General features: G+C 47.3%; 13 protein-coding genes and 1 riboswitch. All 13 genes read left to right on the top strand.

The features are described 5' to 3' along the window. Positions 1–61: 61 nt before the first annotated feature. On the top strand, positions 62–952 hold the full coding sequence (locus ACAN56_RS31585; RefSeq protein WP_379147755.1) for an AraC family transcriptional regulator: 891 nt from the start codon (positions 62–64) through the stop codon (positions 950–952). A 35-nt stretch (positions 953–987) separates the two neighbouring features. After that, positions 988–1359 carry an iron chaperone gene (locus ACAN56_RS31590; RefSeq protein WP_379147757.1) on the top strand — a complete coding sequence of 124 codons (372 nt, stop codon included), beginning with the start codon at positions 988–990 and terminating at the stop codon, positions 1357–1359. A gap of 471 nt (positions 1360–1830) precedes the next feature. After that, entirely contained in the window at positions 1831–3273 is a 1443-nt protein-coding gene (locus ACAN56_RS31595) for a cellulase family glycosylhydrolase (RefSeq protein WP_379147759.1), read from the top strand. 325 nt (positions 3274–3598) lie between these two features. Further along, entirely contained in the window at positions 3599–4453 is an 855-nt protein-coding gene (locus tag ACAN56_RS31600) for a P-loop NTPase family protein (RefSeq protein ID WP_379147761.1), read from the top strand. 152 nt (positions 4454–4605) lie between these two features. After that, complete coding sequence (locus ACAN56_RS31605; protein WP_179091870.1) at positions 4606–5148, top strand: PadR family transcriptional regulator; 543 nt, start codon at positions 4606–4608, stop codon at positions 5146–5148. 30 nt (positions 5149–5178) lie between these two features. Next, the gene (locus ACAN56_RS31610; RefSeq protein WP_076113993.1) at positions 5179–5997 is read left to right on the top strand and encodes an SDR family oxidoreductase; all 819 of its coding nucleotides are present in this window, start codon (positions 5179–5181) and stop codon (positions 5995–5997) included. Positions 5998–6080: 83 nt separating this feature from the next. Then, positions 6081–6187: riboswitch (TPP riboswitch) on the top strand. 104 nt (positions 6188–6291) lie between these two features. After that, positions 6292–8070: a phosphomethylpyrimidine synthase ThiC gene (gene thiC / locus ACAN56_RS31615; protein WP_038596778.1), complete on the top strand. Its 1779-nt coding sequence runs from the start codon at positions 6292–6294 to the stop codon at positions 8068–8070. Between the two features lie 200 nt (positions 8071–8270). Further along, positions 8271–9812: a response regulator transcription factor gene (locus tag ACAN56_RS31620; protein WP_038596775.1), complete on the top strand. Its 1542-nt coding sequence runs from the start codon at positions 8271–8273 to the stop codon at positions 9810–9812. A 21-nt stretch (positions 9813–9833) separates the two neighbouring features. Then, entirely contained in the window at positions 9834–11600 is a 1767-nt protein-coding gene (locus ACAN56_RS31625; RefSeq protein ID WP_038596773.1) for a sensor histidine kinase, read from the top strand. 286 nt (positions 11601–11886) lie between these two features. Continuing rightward, positions 11887–13188 (top strand): ABC transporter substrate-binding protein, encoded by a 1302-nt coding sequence (locus ACAN56_RS31630; protein WP_379147765.1) that lies wholly within the window; start codon positions 11887–11889, stop codon positions 13186–13188. Positions 13189–13319: 131 nt separating this feature from the next. After that, positions 13320–14186 (top strand): carbohydrate ABC transporter permease, encoded by an 867-nt coding sequence (locus tag ACAN56_RS31635; protein WP_038600839.1) that lies wholly within the window; start codon positions 13320–13322, stop codon positions 14184–14186. Further along, a complete protein-coding gene (locus ACAN56_RS31640; RefSeq protein ID WP_038596768.1) occupies positions 14186–15010 on the top strand; it encodes a carbohydrate ABC transporter permease in 825 nt (274 codons plus the stop codon). Before ACAN56_RS31635 ends, ACAN56_RS31640 begins: the two co-directional genes overlap by 1 nt. 69 nt (positions 15011–15079) lie before the next feature. Continuing rightward, positions 15080–18136, top strand: coding sequence for a beta-galactosidase, LacZ type (gene lacZ / locus ACAN56_RS31645; RefSeq protein ID WP_379147767.1), 3057 nt, complete (start codon positions 15080–15082; stop codon positions 18134–18136). Positions 18137–18200 lie beyond the last annotated feature (64 nt).

Below are 18200 nucleotides of genomic sequence, written 5' to 3' on the forward strand. Positions count from 1 at the left end.
AATCTTTTTTATTATATCTATATTGGATGTTAAAGTATAAATATATTGAGGTTGTGGTCATTTGCAAATTAAAAATTTCATGATTGATCAAAGCTTAAAAGAGCTTACTGAGCATCGAACGGTCGTACTACCGGTTGCATGTTACGAAACAACGATTAATCAAAATATAAATGGATATATACCGCTTCATTGGCATGATGAAATTCAGTTTGTTCTGGTTATAAAAGGGGAAGCAATCTTTCAAATAAATGAAGATAAATTAGTAGTACCACAAGGTAATGGGGTATTTATAAATAGTGGCTGCCTACACATGGCCGAAGAAAAGAAAAAATCGGGTTGTGTCTATATCTGTTTAAATGTTTCTCCTCATTTCGTTTTATCACAAGAGCTGTATACAACCTATGTAACTCCTTATATTCAAGCGACTAATTTACCCTATTTATTTATAGATGCTGATAAGCCTTGGGGGAAAAATATATTAGATGCCATTGTGAAAATAAATCAATGGATTCAACAAAAATCCCCCTGCTTTGAAATTGATATTACCATGCACCTGGCACTAATTTGGAAAAACTTAATCATCAATGGCTTTCAATTAGAGTACGACCAGATGGAAATGGTAAAGAGCCATCGGATGAAGCAAATGTTGAGTTGGATATACTTGCATTACGCTGAAAAAATCACTTTAGATGATATTGCAAGAGCAGGCCAACTGAGTCGTTCTGAATGCTGCCGATATTTTAAACGAATGTTAAAGATAACTCCGTTGAATTATGTTATGGATTATCGAATACAAAAAAGCTTAGTCTTACTGCAACAAGCAGAATCTAATGTTACAGAAGTTGCCTATAAGGTTGGATTCAACAGCACCAGCTATTTTATAGAAAGATTCAGAAAGGAGATGAATATGACACCCTTAGCCTACAAAAAATCAAAAACGGATAATTGCTAATGCATTAAATAAATTTTTATTTTAGGGGGCATGACATGGAAGTTTTTGCAGAATATTTAGCGCAAATTGATAACCCGGAACATCGGGACCGAGTGGAAGAGGTTTTGGCTTGGGTAATCAAGAAATTTCCAAACCTAATGCCGAAGATTGGCTGGAACCAGCCTATGTTCACCGATCATGGCACATACATTATTGGCTTTAGCGTAGCCAAACATCATATGGCTGTTGCCCCTGAAATCGCAGGGATTAATCATTTTTCTGCTGAAATTGTGCAGGCTGGCTATGATCATACCAAGCAGTTGGTACGTATCCGTTGGGAGAGTCCGGTTGATTTCTCATTACTTGAGAAGATGATCGAGTTTAATATTTTGGATAAGGCAGACTGTTCAAGCTTTTGGCGGAAATAAAGTCGTCAAGATATGAGCGTGTTGCTTGAATTTCATCATAGTAAAAGTGAGGTGCTGAATGAAACAGCGCTTCACTTTTTTTATGGAAATTTGATGTCGTTTGGTATTAAAAACCGATTGATGATTGTATAATATAACAGAATATGTAAGCGTTTTCTGAGCATAGGGATTTCATAAGAAACCCCCATATGTTATGTGTCTTAATCATATCTGCTATGCTAGAACGATAATTCTTCTTAGATCTGATGATCTAACCGCCTCCATATGCTAATGCACCTCATAATGCCTATCGACTACACCCTAACGATTAGATAACTACCATCCCTCAAGCCATTCCTTTCACCCTTTTACATTGTTAATGAAACACCAAGACATACCCCATAGATTTGCAAACTTTGTGAAGGGGGATGGATCTTTTCGGAAAATAGAGCACGGGAAAGTACAGCAAACCATTTAAGGAGGTAGCTTTATATGTTCAAAAAAATGATTGCGGTTTTTTGTGCATTAATTATCACCTTCATGACTGTATCTTTCGTCCCCCCGCAAAAGGTGAATGCCGAAGCTAATTCGGTCGTAGCCCAAAATGGCCAATTGCGAGTTTCTGGGAACCAATTAGTGAATCAGGCGGGAGAAGCGATCCAATTAAAGGGGATGAGTTCCCATGGTTTGCAATGGTTTGGGCAGTACGTGAATTATGATAGCATGAAATGGATGAGAGACAATTGGGGAATAACTTTATTCCGGCCAGCTATGTATACGCAAGATGGCGGCTATATCAATGATCCTTCGCAAAAAAACAAGGTGAAAGAAGCTGTACAGGCTGCGATTGATCTGGGAATCTATGTGATTATCGATTGGCATGTGCTGGGTGAAAAGGATCCGAATATTTATAAAGAACAGGCAAAAGGTTTTTTTGCAGAAATGGCCAATTTGTATAAGGATTATCCGAATGTGATCTATGAAATCGCCAATGAGCCTAATGGGTATGCTACGTGGAACGGCCACATTAAGCCATATGCAGAGGAAATGATCCCGGTTATCCGATCCATTGATACGAATGGAATCATTATCGTAGGAACCGGAACATGGAGCCAGGATGTGCATGATGCCGCCAATAACCCTATCGCCCAAAGCAACATTATGTATACAACACATTTCTATGCCGGGACTCACGGTTCATTGCTGAGAGATCGTATTGATTATGCAAGGAGCAAAGGTGTGGCCGTATTCATCACAGAGTGGGGAACGAGTGACGCTTCCGGAGATGGTGGTCCTTTCCTTGCCGAATCTAAAGTATGGACGGATTTTATGAAAGACAGAAAACTGAGTTGGACCAACTGGTCGTTATGTGATAAGACGGAAGCCTCCGCTGCATTGACGCCTGGCGCAAGCCCTTATGGTGGATGGTCTGACGCGCAGTTAACGGCATCCGGTAAATTTGTCAGAGAGCAGATAAAGTCAGCAACGCCTCCAAGTGATGGTATCGTTTCTGGTAAAACCTACAAAATGGTTAACGTAGGCAGCGGTAAAGCATTGGACGCAGCTGCTGCAGGCACTGCAAACGGCACAAATGTACAGATCTGGGACGATAACGGAACGGGTGCTCAGCAGTGGATAATCACAGATGTTGGCGGAGGATTGTATAAGGTTATTAACGTCAATAGTAATACAGGTTTGGATGTAGCTGAGATGGGGACTGCCAATGGATCGAATGTGCAATTATGGAGTTATGGCGGCGGTTCCAATCAGAAGTGGAGCATTGTTAAAGTTGGAAGTGCTTATAAATTGATTGCCAGCAACAGTGGGAAAGCTCTGGATGTTGCTGCTGCTGGTACTGCAAATGGAACCAACGTTCAAATTTGGGATGACAATGGTACAAACGCGCAAAAGTGGAATCTGTATCAACTAGACTAGCGGGGGAGGTTTGAAGAAGGCTCCCGGATTGTATTTATCTCTGCTCAATGTTAATCTAACTAATAGAGATGCATACAAAGGAGCGTTAACCTGATCATGTGGATTACTCTGTAAAGATTAACAATGCGAAAGGATGCCTGTAATAGTGATTACACTATTTTATTCGGCATGCTTTTCTTTAATCTTACAGGGTATGCAGGGAAAGGTGTAATTTAAACCCATTCTGCGGATACCTTAGGGTATCCGCTTTTATTGTCGTGGGAAACCGCATCTCTATCGCTCCTAACCTACATATCCTCCTACTAATGATTGGAGGGATTTTATTATGAAACCGAAGTTAGTCTTGATTGAGGGATTACCAGGATTCGGGAAAACAACAACGGCTCAATTAGTTCATGAAATTCTTACGGAAATGAACCTTAAATCTCAGCTGTTTTTAGAAGGGGATTTGGAGCATCCAGCGGATTATGAGGGAGTCGCCTGTCTCGAGCAAAATGAATTCGATGAATTATTGGGTACCCATGAGAAGTTTCGGGATTTGTTGAATAATCGTGTGATTAAACAAGGTAGCCATTCTTTCCTGGAATATCGAAAAATCGCAAATGAATATGGGCCGGATTTCCCAGATGAGTTATTGCAGGCAGTTGCCAAAAATGATGTTTATGAATTGTCGCTAGCTCAAAACAGGAAACTGATAACAGAGCGTTGGAAGGGATTTTCGGCGAGTGTTTTAAATGACTCAGACACCTTTATTTTTGATTGTTGTTTTATACAAAACCCTGTGACCATTGGAATGATTAAATATGGTGCACAGAAGGAAGACGTTATAAATTATGTTCTAGAACTGGCAGCGATTGTGGAGCGGCTGAATCCATTGCTGCTTTACGTAGAGCAGAATGATCTTGATCATTCTTTCAGAAAGGCCGTTAAGGAAAGACCTAAAGAATGGTCGGAGGGATTTATTGAATATTATACTAACCAAGGGTATGGAAAAAAACAGGGTTATACAGGTTTAGAAGGAACCTTGGAGGTACTAAAGGCAAGAAGGGAATTGGAAGAAGAAATATTTAACGGCATAAACATAGCCAAGAAAAAAGTAAATAACTCTTCTTATGACTTAAATGATTATAAGCAAGTTTTGGTGGGGATTTTATCAGAATATTTTAGTTCAGCAAATTAAGTACAAATGACAAGCCGAGTTGATTTCAGGCATTCACTGCTGACTTCACTCGGTTTTTTTTGCTTAAATATTATATATTGACGTGATATATATTGGTCTGATATATTACTGAGTGTAATATGTAGATGTTTTTAAATAAGGAGGAGCTATTCTTGAACAGTCAGGATGTTATTTTAGGCTTGCTCATGAAAGAAGCGTTGACTGGCTACGAAATAAAGCAGTTATTGGAGAATGTGTTGTCTAATTTCTATAGCTCTAGTTATGGCACGATTTATCCTACGCTTGCCCGAATGGAGAAGGAAGAATTAATAACCAAGGAAATTGTGCCCCAGAAAGGTAAGCCAAACAAGAATGTTTATAACATAACGGCTAAAGGGCGAGATTGTTTTAACGACTATTTACTAGCGCCACTAGAGGGAGACAGTAGTAAGAAATCCGATTTTATGATGAGGCTATATTTTGGCCGATTTGTGGGGTATGACAAGGTGATTTTCTGGTTGAAGCAAGTACAAGAGGAATCACAAAAAAAGTTAGATCAGTTATTAGAGCAGTATTCACATTATAAAGATGAAATGCACCCGGCCCAGATCATTTGCATCCAGATTGGGATAGCAGAATATAAAGCTAAACTTGCAACCATTGCCGAGGGATTGTTAAGCATGGAGCAGTTAGAGGAAGAGAAGAGCAGTATTTAGCGAATTCAGATACTTTTAGGAGGAATTTTAATGAAAACAATTTTTATCACGGGTGCTTCATCTGGCATTGGGAGAGCTACAGTAAAACATTTTGCTGAAAGAGGATGGAACGTAGTAGCCACGATGCGTGCACCTGAAAAAGAAACTGAATTCATTACATTGGACAATGTGTTGGTGTTGCGGTTAGATGTTGAGAAAACAGATACCATTCAATCTGCATTAGCTGAAGCTATTCAGCGGTTTGGTAAAATTGACGTTCTCCTGAACAATGCCGGATATGGGTCAATGGGGCTTATAGAAGTAGCTACGGATGAGCAGATCCGCAGACAATTTGAAGTGAATGTGTTTGGTCTTATTAGTATGACTAAAGCCATGCTGCCTCATTTTAGATCTAATCAGGAAGGGTTGCTAATCAACATCTCTTCAATGGGAGGGATCGTGACCTTTCCTACGATGTCTCTGTATCACTCCACTAAATTCGCGGTAGAAGGTTTTTCTGAATCCGTATCTTTTGAATTAGCATCACAAAACATCAAAGTAAAGTTGATTGAACCAGGAGCCATTAGCACGGACTTTGGCGGAAGATCGATGGAGTTCTTTTTTAATGATGGCTTAACGGATTATAAATCATTTACTACTGCCTTTCTGGGTAAATTAGGGGAAATGGAAAAAGCTCCAGACTATGCCTCGGCACCAGAACTTGTAGCTGACACTATTTATCAAGCGGCCACAGACGGTACAAGCAAATTCCGTTATGTAGTGGGAGAAGATGCGAAAATGCTCATAAGCATGAAGAAAAATACGGTTGAGGAAGAGTATCTAAGTAATATAGCTCAGCATTTTTCATAAAAGAGGACATGTTTATCCAAAGCTCTATTAAGAACACCGTTGACATTTGCTGGATTTCTCTGTAACTTAAACATAACTAAATAAGAAACCACTAGGGGAGCCTGAATAGGCTGAGACGGGAAAAATGCATTCCCGGACCCTTGAACCTGATCTGGATCATACCAGCGTAGGAAAGTGGAGCCGGACCTTTATTTCATTGTTGGCGTTAGCCTTATATGGATTTTTGAGCCGCTCCATGTGGAGCGGCTTTTTTGCGCGTTTTCTTATTTACTCAAACCTTAAGGAGGAAATAAGATGCCGAATCAAGAGAAGAAACATGAGGTCGATCTGTGTGCTTTTCCGGGAAGTCACAAGGTGTATGTGGAGGGCTCACGGCCTGATATTCAAGTTCCGATGCGCGAGATTACATTAAGCCGAACCTCGGGTACGGCCGGAGAAGCGGAGAATGCTCCTGTCCGTGTCTATGATACAAGCGGGCCTTATACTAACGATGAAGCCTATAGCGATATCCGCAAGGGGTTAACGCCTCACAGGCTTCAGTGGATCGCGGAGCGGGGAGATGCCGAATCTTACGAAGGAAGAACGGTCAAGCCGGAGGATAACGGGAATCTCACGGAGAAGTCGGCGGCAGAGGTGTTTCCGGGATTGCAGCGTCGGCCCTTGAGAGCCAGAGAAGGCGGCAATGTCAGCCAGCTGCATTATGCGCGCAGAGGCCTGATTACGTCGGAGATGGAATTTATCGCAATCCGGGAAAATGTAACCCCTGAGTTTGTTAGAGAGGAAGTAGCCAGCGGCCGTGCGATCATTCCAGCGAATATTAACCATCCTGAGAGTGAACCGATGATTATCGGGCGGAATTTCCTGGTGAAGATCAATGCCAATATCGGGAATTCGGCGGTGTCCTCTTCCATTGATGAAGAAGTTGAGAAGATGAGATGGGCTACCCGCTGGGGAGCGGATAATATTATGGATCTGTCGACAGGCAAAAATATTCACACCACCCGTGAATGGATTATCCGCAACTCTCCGGTACCTATCGGGACAGTGCCTATCTATCAGGCTTTGGAAAAGGTAAACGGCAAGGCTGAGGATTTAACTTGGGAGGTATACCGGGACACTCTGATCGAGCAGGCGGAGCAAGGAGTGGATTATTTCACCATTCACGCCGGGGTACTGCTGCGTTACATCCCATTAACGGCCAAAAGAATGACGGGCATCGTCTCCAGAGGGGGTTCGATTATGGCGGCCTGGTGCCTGGCCCATCATCAGGAGAACTTTCTCTATACACATTTCGAGGATATTTGTGAAATCATGAAGGCTTATGATGTGGCGTTCTCTTTGGGTGACGGGCTGCGGCCAGGCTCCATTGCCGATGCTAATGATGAAGCCCAGTTTGCCGAGCTGGAGACGTTGGGTGAATTAACCTCGCTTGCCTGGAAGCATGATGTTCAGGTGATGGTGGAAGGCCCGGGCCATGTGCCGATGCATCTGATCAAAGAGAATATGGATAAACAGCTTGAGCTCTGCCATGGCGCTCCTTTTTACACACTGGGTCCACTGACTACGGATATTGCACCCGGCTATGATCATATCACCTCGGCTATTGGAGCGGCGATGATCGGCTGGTTCGGCACGGCGATGTTGTGTTATGTTACCCCGAAGGAGCATCTAGGATTGCCTAACAAAAATGATGTGCGGGAAGGCGTCATCACCTATAAAATTGCCGCCCATGCAGCCGACTTGGCCAAAGGACACAAGGGGGCGCAGGATCGGGATAACGCACTCTCCAAAGCGCGCTTCGAGTTCCGTTGGCGGGATCAGTTCCATTTGTCACTCGACCCGGAACGGGCGCTGGAATATCATGATGAGACCCTTCCGGCGGAAGGGGCCAAAACGGCTCATTTCTGCTCTATGTGTGGACCCAAGTTCTGTAGTATGCGCATTTCTCATGGTATCCGCGATACGGCGAGGTTGCAGGATGGACAAGAAGAACCGGAGCAAGAGATGATTGCCGCAGGGATGCGGGACAAAGCAGAAGAGTTTAAGGAAGGCGGAGGTCTGATCTATAAATAAACTGTCGGTCGGGGACTATAGCCTAATCGCCCTCCTCCCTCTCAATTGACAGTCTCCGGGCGTATACCTATAATGTAAATCAGATTATGAAAGCTGTTTCATTTCTGATAGATAAGTTTGTTTCAATGAGATGGAACCCCTTAATCAAGCGGGTTTCATTTTGTTTTTTAGTGTATTTTTGTTCGTAAAAAGGAGAAGCCATGGACACAACGTTCTGCAAAATATTGGTGGTGGACGATGAAATGCTGGTACGGCAGGGGATAATCCATCTGCTGGACTGGGAAGGGGAAGGGTTTCAGATTGCGGGCGAGGCCTCCAACGGAAGAGAGGCTTTTGAATTAATTGAATTACAGCGTCCGCATATCATCCTGACCGATATCGTTATGCCTGTGATGGACGGGGAAGAGCTGATCCGGCTCGTCAAGGGGATGTATCCGGAAATTGAGGTGATCGTGCTCAGCAGCTTCAGTGAGTTCGAATATGTGCGTTCGACCTTCCAAAGCGGGGTTGCCGATTATATCCTGAAGCCCAGACTGGAGGCCGCTTCACTGCTTGCCGTTCTGAAAAAAACGGCGCAGCGGATTCCGCTGCTTCAGCATGTGGACTGGAGAAGCGACAAGCGGCAATCTGCGGACTATATTCTGGACAAACTGGTTTCCGGCTTTCCAGTGGAGTACGACGAGGAAGCGCTGCGGGTAACATTCCCCTTTCCGGGATTTGTGCTGCTAATTGCTGATACGGGCGACGAACCCGCTGCGAATAGCCGCAAAGAGGAGTGGCTGGAGAACAGCATTCGTTCTCTGCTGCAAAGCAGCGGCAGCAGGGTGACCTTCCGCCGGCTGTCTCCGCTGGAGGGGCATGTCCGCCTGTTGTTTAATCTGGAGGAGGCTGGGTATGAGGCGCTCGTCCGTCTTGCAGATCAGGTATTCACCGCGGGCATCCGTGCAAATATGTTCCTGAATCTCGCGGTCAGCCGGGTTTTCACTGAGCTGAGTGAACTGCATACGATCTATACGGATGATCTGATGAAGCTGCTGGACCGCCGCTTCTTTCTCCCGGATCACTGTTTGCTGGTAGATAACGGCGAGGAGGGGCGGCAGGGTCCCGCTTTCGATCAGGATGCCTTCGGTGCAGAGCTGAACCGGCAGGAGTTCGACTTGGCTTTCGGCCGCTTAAGCGCATATGTCGCGTCCATGTCCGGCCGGAGAGATACAGGGATGTTCGAGTTCAAATCGTTTTTATGCCACAGTATGTTTCAGATCATCGGAATGCTGCTGCATTTCCATTACGAGGCCCGCGCCTTGGACGAAAGCAAATATGAGTTCTTCCGCTCCATTCATGAGGCACGGCATATCGGTGAAACGGAGATACGGCTTGAGCAGTTTTTGCAAGCTGCGACGGAATGCGTAACCAAGAACCGCGGCGGAGTACCGGCCATTCAAAAAATTTTACTGTATATCGACGAACATTATTCACGCCAGCTTACGCTGACCGAAGTGGCAAGGCAGTTTCATTTCAACCCGTCCTATCTGTCTAATTATTTTGCGCTACATAACAAAGAGGGCTTCAACGAATATTTAAACCGGGTGCGGATCGAAAAAGCGTGCCTGCTGCTGAAAGAAAATGCCGGTTTATCCATTTCTGAAATCAGCAGTCTTGTGGGCTACTCAGACCACAGCTATTTCACCAGAGTATTCCGCAAGCTGATGGGAAGCTCGCCTAGTCAATACCGGAAAGGCTAATGCAGCGGGAAGGAGCCCGAAATGGGACTAACGGAGAAATGGCTCACAAAGCTCAAGGATCAAAGCCTGTTCAGTAAAATATTCGCCGTCATGGTCATCAGCATCATTCTGGTTACCGTCCTGATTACCGGAGTGACCGTACAAATGTCCCAAAAGCTGTTCGTGCAAACCTTCAGCATCACCAATTCCAAGATTATCGACCAGATCAAAAGTGCGCTGGAGAACTCCCATTATGCAACCGTCAACAGCGCTATTGAAGTCGGGCAGAGCGGCGTGATCAGAAGCTTCATGACGGAGAAGGATATCAATTCACTGGCGAACTTCAAGCGGTATTACAGTATGCGGGATCAGATGGACCGCATTCAATCCGGTATCGGAGGAACCAATATCGGCCTCTCCATTCTGGGTGTGAACGGAAGAAGCTACACCAGCGATGTTACCTACTGGTCGGGCTCCTCAGAAGAGTTGAAGAACAATCCCATTACAAAGGCCGCTCAGGAACGCAATGGGCAGCTCTTCTACAGCTTTATGGACGCCAGCCCGTTCAATTCACAAAGCCGTTATCTTGTCGCCGCCAAGGCGTTGACCGCCCCGGGTTTATCCAAGCCGTACGGCACATTGTATATGTTCACCCGTGAAAGTGATTTCCGCAAGAACTACGCCAGCTTTACGAGTCAGGGAAACGATGTAATGTTTCTGGATACATCGGGCCTGATCGTGTCCAGTAATCGGACGGAGCAAATCGGCAGCATGTCTCCCGACCTGCTGGAGAGTGCGCAGCAGATCGCCGAGGTGGGCAAATCCAGCCAGGAGCTCTCCATCGGCGGGCGGGAGGTCATCGTGCTGGCGGACTATTTGCCTTCGTACAACCTGTATATTGTGAATCTGATTGATAAGAAACAGACAATCGGCACGCTGCTGGACAAAAAGGCGATTTTTCTGATCGTTGCAGCAATCGCCGCCGTAGCCGTACTCGTCATCTATTTTCTGACGAAGAGGCTGACGCAGTCTCTGCGCACACTGGTCAAAAAAATGTCCAATGTGACCAAAAAAAGTTTCCATAACTACATGTCGGTTACCGGTACCTATGAGACAAGACAGCTCAGCACCGCATACAACTATATGCTCAAAGAGCTGAACGATTATGTGGGTCAGCTTGTGGAGACCCAAAAGGAGCAGCGGAAGGCGGAATTGGCTGCGCTTCAACAGCAGATCAATCCCCATTTTCTATACAACACACTGGCGTCAGTCAATATTCTGGTGCAGAGAGGAAGCAAGGAACAGGCGACGGAGACGATTCATGCGCTGATTTCCCTGCTCCAGAATACCATCAGCAATGTGAACGAGACGATTACAGTGGAAGAGGAGCTTATTAACCTGAAGCATTATGTATATATTAATCAGGTTCGCAACGGCAACCGCATTAAGGTGGATTACTTCGTTTCACCGGACTGCATGTCTGCTAAAGTGCCCAAGCTGGTTCTTCAGCCTTTTATCGAAAATGCCTTCTTTCACGCGTTCAATATCAAAACCTCCGGCTATATCTATGTCACCATAATGAAGGACAGGGATACGCTGCACTGCGAGGTGGTTGATACGGGAGACGGGATGGACCTGGACAACAAGGATTCGATTCCTGCCTCGTCCGTCAGCAGGCAGCTGTTCAGCGGCATCGGCATCCGCAACGTTCATGACCGCCTGACATTGCTGTACGGTGAGCCTTACGGCGTATCCATCTCCAGCACACCGGGGCAGGGGACGAAGGTTTCTATCAAAATTCCCTGCTGACTACGGATTGAACCGGTGTTTTTGCAGCATACTATCCAAGCCACGCCATGAACCGGCGCCCTATAAACGGCGCCGGTTTTTTGTATGTGCGATGTTTGTTGGACGGGGATTTACCTAAAAAAAGTGCGAAAGGAGAAAATAAATGCTAATTCACTCTCCGTGGAAGCGGATACAAAGACAATATTATCACTATTTTAACTAAATTAATTTCTAACGAAATGAAGGACCAGGATGATATTCTTGATAAAGAAAGCACTTTCAAATATACGTTAGGGGGATATACATCATGAAGAAAAAAGCTACTGCTCTTCTGCTCGCCGGCTTTATGCTGCTGACAGCCTGCTCCAGTAACGCCAATAACCAGGCAAATACCAACAAGGGGGAAGCTACAGGCACCTCCAAGGAAATCACGGTCTGGGCATGGGACAAAAACTTTAATATCGCCGCGATGAATCTGGCGAAGGATGCGTATGTGAAAGACCACGCGGATGCTAAAATCAACGTTATCGAATATGCCCAGGATGATATTATCCAGAAGCTGAACACCGGCCTCAACTCGGGAAGCGCATCGGGTCTGCCGAATATCGTTCTGATTGAAGATTACCGTGCTCAAAGCTTTTTGCAAACGTATCCAGACTCATTTCAGGAGCTCGGTGATGCCATTAAACCCGCTGATTTCGCCGATTATAAGATCGGACCAACCAGCTTTAACGGCAAGCAATATGGCGTTCCTTTCGACTCCGGGGTTGTAGGCCTGTATGTCCGCACAGACTATTTGCAGGAAGCGGGCTACACAGTTGACGATCTGCAGGATATCGACTGGCAGAAGTACATTGAGATCGGCAAAGCGGTAAAAGCTAAAACCGGCAAAGATATGCTGACCCAGGACCCGAACGATCTGGGGCTGATCCGGATGATGATCCAATCCGCCGGCTCCTGGTATCTGAAGAGCGATGGTACAACACCTGACCTGAAGGACAATGCTGTACTGAAGGAAGCGTTCGAAAGCTATAAAGAGCTGATGTCTGCGGATATCGTTAAGGTTAACTCCGACTGGAGCTCGTTCCTCGCCGGCTTCAACAGCGGTGCCGTTGCATCCATTCCAACAGGCAACTGGATTACACCATCGGTGAAATCGGCAGCTGACCAGTCCGGTAAATGGGCGGTTGTTCCATTCCCTAAATTGAAAAATGCGACAGGCTCCGTGCATGCCTCCAACCTGGGCGGCAGCTCCTGGTATGTACTTAACAACGACGGGAAAGAAGCGGCAATTGAATTCCTGGGCGCAACACTCGGCTCCGACACTGACCTGTACCAGAAGCTTGTGACCGACGTTGGCGTTATCGGAACCTATAAGCCGGCTGCTGAAGGCGAAGCTTACACTGCCGCAGACAACTACTTTGGCGGACAAAAGGTCATTTCCGACTTCGCAAAATGGACTGCGGAAATTCCGAATGTTAACTACGGCATGCACACCTATGCTATCGAGGATATCCTCAAGGTTGAAATGCAGAATTACCTGAACGGTACGGATATAAATAAAGCGCTCGGCGATGCTCAGTCCCAAGCGGAGTCTCAAATCCAGTAACCCCTTGTAGGACCTGACTACTCCGCTGTCCCCCCGTACCGGCCGATTTAAGCCTTTCGGGGGGACGGCGGCTTATCCGTTTTCCGATTCACGCCTGTATAGAGAAAGGATTGAGAGCTGTGAACCATACCATGCGCAACCGCGCTAAGCTTACCGGCTGGTTATTTATTGCTGTGGCCGTCCTCATGATTTGCTTGTTCTACTTTTATCCGATGATTCAGGCTTTGCTGCTCTCCTTCAAAACGGGCGCAGGAGCCAATCTTCATTTTGACGGATTAAGCAACTATAAGCGGCTGCTCAGCGACAAAACCTTCTTTACCGCCGTAAAGAATACCTTTCTGTTCCTGATTGTGCAAGTACCGCTCATGATCACTTTTGCGATGATTATTTCGGTGCTCCTTAATGACAGTAAGCTGCGCTTCAAAGGGTTTTTCCGTACCGCTATTTTCCTGCCTTGCGTAACCTCGCTTGTGGCATACTCCGTCGTATTCAAATATCTGTTTGGTAATGACGGACTGGTGAATCTGGCTTTAATGAACATGCATTTGTTATCCGAACCGATTCAGTGGATCTCCGATCCCTTCTGGGCAAAGGTCACAATTATTATCGCAATTACATGGCGGTGGACGGGATACAACATGATCTTCTTCCTCTCGTCGCTGCAGAACATCGACAACTCCATTTATGAAGCCGCGCGGATTGACGGCGCCTCGGGGGTCAGACAATTTTTCTCGATCACCGCTCCGTTGCTTAAGCCGATTATTCTCTTTACGTCGATCACCTCGACTATCGGGACGCTGCAATTGTTCGATGAAATCATGAATATTACTAAGGGAGGTCCCGGCAACGCGACACTCTCCATTTCCCAATATATATATAACCTTTCGTTCAAGTACACCCCTGACTTTGGATACGCAGCTACTGTGTCTTACTCCATCGTTGTCATGATTATTGTACTGGCCTTCCTTCAAATCAAATTGGCAGGTGATGATAAGTAATGAGAACCTTACGCCGCGCACCTATTTATGTGTTTCTGTCCATTGTAGCGATCGTTTCGATCTTCCCGTTTTTGTGGATGATTATTAGTGCGACGAACCTTTCGGTAGATGTAACTCAGGGAAGAATGCTTCCCGGAAGTCATTTGATCGAGAATATCAAGAAACTGACGGATTCAATCAATCTTGTGCCTGCTCTGTGGAACACGCTCAAAATCTCTGTGACGACAACGATTCTGGCCTTGCTGATCTCATCACTGGCCGGATACGGATTCGAAATTTATCGCAGCAAAGCAAAGGATATCGTCTTCAATTTGTTATTGTTATCCATGATGATTCCTTTCGCCGCGTTGATGGTACCGCTCTATCAAATGTTCTCAAAGCTGTCCGCTACAGCTCCGCTCATTGGAGTCAACACGATGGCCGCGGTCGTTCTTCCGACCTTCACAACGGCGTTTCTGATCTTCTTTTTCCGTCAGAGCTCCAAGATGTTTCCGCGGGAACTTCTGGAAGCCGGCCGGATGGACGGATTGTCGGAGCTGGGATTATTCTTCCGAATTTATGTTCCGACCATGAAGACAACTTACTCGGCTGCCGCCATTATTACGTTCATGTCCAGCTGGAATAATTATCTCTGGCCGCTGATTGTGCTGCAGACTCCGGAGAAACGGACAATTCCGCTGCTGATCTCCAATCTCGGCTCCAGCTATTCGCCGGATTTCGGCGTGATTATGGCCGCGGTTGTCATCTCAACGCTTCCGACAGCACTTGTCTTCTTCCTGATGCAGAAGCAGTTCGTTGCCGGCATGGTGGGTTCCGTGAAATAACAATGACTAATAAGCTGAACATAAGAATGAAGCAGCTAACATTCTTATGTTCACGTTCTAAAGGAGGAAATGAAATTGGCAGTTACCCCAAGTTTGAGCTGGCTGGAGGACCCGGGTGTGTTCAAGGTGAACCGGCTCGAGGCCCATTCGGACCACCGTTATTATGCAGGCATGGCTAAGGCAGAGGCGGGTGCGCCGATGGATATGCGCTATAGCCTGAACGGCAGCTGGAAATTCAGCTATGCGCCGAATCCGGCCAGCCGTGTAGAGCCGTTTTTTGCGGAATCCTATAATTGCTCCGCATGGGACAGCATCCGGGTTCCCGGACATATCCAGCTGCAGGGCTTCGGCCGGCCACAATATGTCAATACGATGTATCCGTGGGATGGACTAAGTGATGTCCGCCCGCCGCATATCCCGCAGGAGCATAACCCGGTCGGCAGTTATGTGAAGGAATTCCGTCTCCCGGCGAACCTGGAGGACGGACCGCTCTATATCTCCTTCCAAGGGGTGGAGTCGGCTTTTTATGTCTGGCTTAACGGGGATTTTGTCGGCTATGCCGAGGATAGCTTTACGCCGTCGGAATTTGATCTGACCCCGTATGTGCGTACAGGCAAAAACAAGCTGGCCGTCGAGGTATACCAGCGCAGTACCGGAGGCTGGCTGGAGGATCAGGATTTCTGGCGGTTCTCGGGTATTTTCCGCGACGTCTATTTGTATACTGTTCCGAAGCAACATATCCGGGATCTCGCGGTGCGGGCGGAGCTTGACGATACTTATACGCAAGGAAGCCTGAATGTTCAAATGCAGCTGCTGGATACTCTGCAGGAGAACGTTAGCGCAAGAATTGAGCTCAAGGACAAAGCAGGACAGGTCCGTCTGAGTGCGGAGGGCGGGTTCATCGGACGTGAACTGACCTTGTCTGGAGACATTGCGGATGTTCTGACGTGGAGTGCAGAGAATCCGTATCTGTATTCACTCTGCATCTCGCTGCTCGATGCACAGGGGAAGCTCATTGAAGCGATTGTCCAGAAGACGGGGTTCCGCCGGTTCGAACTGAAGAACAAGCTGATGTGCATCAACGGCAAGCGGATTGTATTCAAAGGCGTCAACCGGCATGAATTCAACTGCCGCACCGGCCGGACGATTACCCGCGAGGACATGCTGTGGGATATTCGTACGCTGAAGCGCAGCAACATTAACGCCGTACGTACGTCGCATTATCCCAACCAAACACTATGGTATGAGCTGTGCGATGAATACGGCATTTACGTCATCGACGAAATGAATCTGGAAACCCATGGTTCGTGGCAAAAGATGGGGGCTGTTGAGCCTTCTTGGAACATTCCCGGCAACGATCCGAATTGGCGCGATATCGTGCTGGACCGGGCAGAGTCTATGCTGGAACGGGATAAGAATCATCCATCCATTCTAATCTGGTCCTGCGGCAACGAGTCGTATGCGGGTCAGGTCATTCTGGATGTGGCGAATTGGTTCCGCAGCCGTGATAATAGCCGTCTTGTCCATTATGAAGGTGTGTTCTATGACCGTAATTACAATGCCACAAGCGATATGGAGAGCCGGATGTATGCCAAACCGGCGGATATCGAAGAGTATTTGAACAGCAACCCGGACAAGCCTTATCTCAGCTGCGAATACATGCATGCGATGGGCAATTCGGTGGGCGGCATGCATAAGTACACGGAGCTGGAGAATAAGTACCCGATGTACCAGGGTGGCTTCATTTGGGATTATATCGATCAGTCGATTATTACTAAGGATCGCTACGGCCGCGAGTATTTTGCTTACGGCGGTGATTTCCAGGACCGTCCGACGGACTACAGCTTCTGCGGCAATGGCATTGTCTACGCCGACCGGCAGTGGACGCCGAAGATGCAGGAGGTTAAATTCCTGTACCAGAACTACAAGCTGGAGCCTGGTAAAACTGGCATTCGGCTCATTAATGAGAGCTTGTTCGCAGGAACCGGACATCTGGCATTGGAATACCGGCTGTATCGTGAAGGCGAGCTGCTCGGCGCTTGGACAACTGACGTCAATGCCGCGCCGCAAAGCGAGGTGCTGGTGCCGGTCGAGCTGCCGCAAGCAGACGGAAAATCGGGCGAATACAGCATTCAGGCCTCATTGCTGCTGAAGGATGCGGAGCTCTGGGCCAAGGCCGGATATGAAATTGCCTTTGGAGAGTCCATCTTCGTAGTGCAAGAGGAAGCAGAAGCGGAGCAGCCAGCCGGCCAACTGAAGGTTGTGGAAGGGGATGTGCAAATCGGCGTCCTCGGCGAGGGCTTCACCGTGCTGTTCTCTAAACAGGCTGGTTCTCTGGTGTCCTTGAACATCCACGGCCGCGAAATGATTGCGGCTCCTCCGGCCCCGCTGTTCTGGCGGGCGGCGACCGACAACGACAAAGGAACCAATCTCGGCTACAATGCCGGATGCTGGTATGCTGCCAGCCTGTCGCGTAAATGTGTGGAGGTGAGCCTTGCAGAGGAGAAAGGCGCAGTCACGGTGAGCTTTGATTACCGGTTCAGTATCCATCCCGGGCTGTCGGTTCGAACCGCCTATACGGTCTACGGCGACGGAAAAGTGCGGGTGCGTACCCGCTACAACGGTGCTGCCGGGCTTCCGGATCTGCCGATCCTGGCATTGTCCTTCAAAATGCCGGCCGACTACGACCAGACGGAATGGTATGCGATGGGACCGGAAGAGAATTATATCGACCGTGCGTACGGTGCCAGACTTGGCGTGTTCAGCCGGAGCGTACAGGAGCTGCCGTCCCGTTACCTTGTTCCGCAGGAATCCGGTAACCGCACCGGTGTACGCCGCGTGAAGATTACCGATAAATCGGGAGTGGGCCTGCAAATCTCGGCCCCGGCAACCGCGCCTGTGGAATGTAATTTGTCGCCGTATACCGCATTCGAGCTGGAGCATGCCAGCCATGCGTTCGAGCTTCCGGCGGTTCATTACACCGTAGTGACAGTAGCAGGAAGACAAATGGGCGTAGGCGGAGACGATAGCTGGGGCGCGCCAGTATATAAGGAATACACCATCCCTGCAGAGCAAAGTCTTGAATATGAGTTTTTCATTTCAAGCGTGGGAACGGAAGAGAAATAGTACGTTAGGCTTATTAAAGCCGTAAACCGGCCTTGGTCCTGAAGTTCATGGACCAAGGCCGTTG

Origin of the sequence: Paenibacillus paludis (assembly GCF_042610515.1) — a bacterium.
GTDB lineage: Bacteria > Bacillota > Bacilli > Paenibacillales > Paenibacillaceae > Paenibacillus_AQ.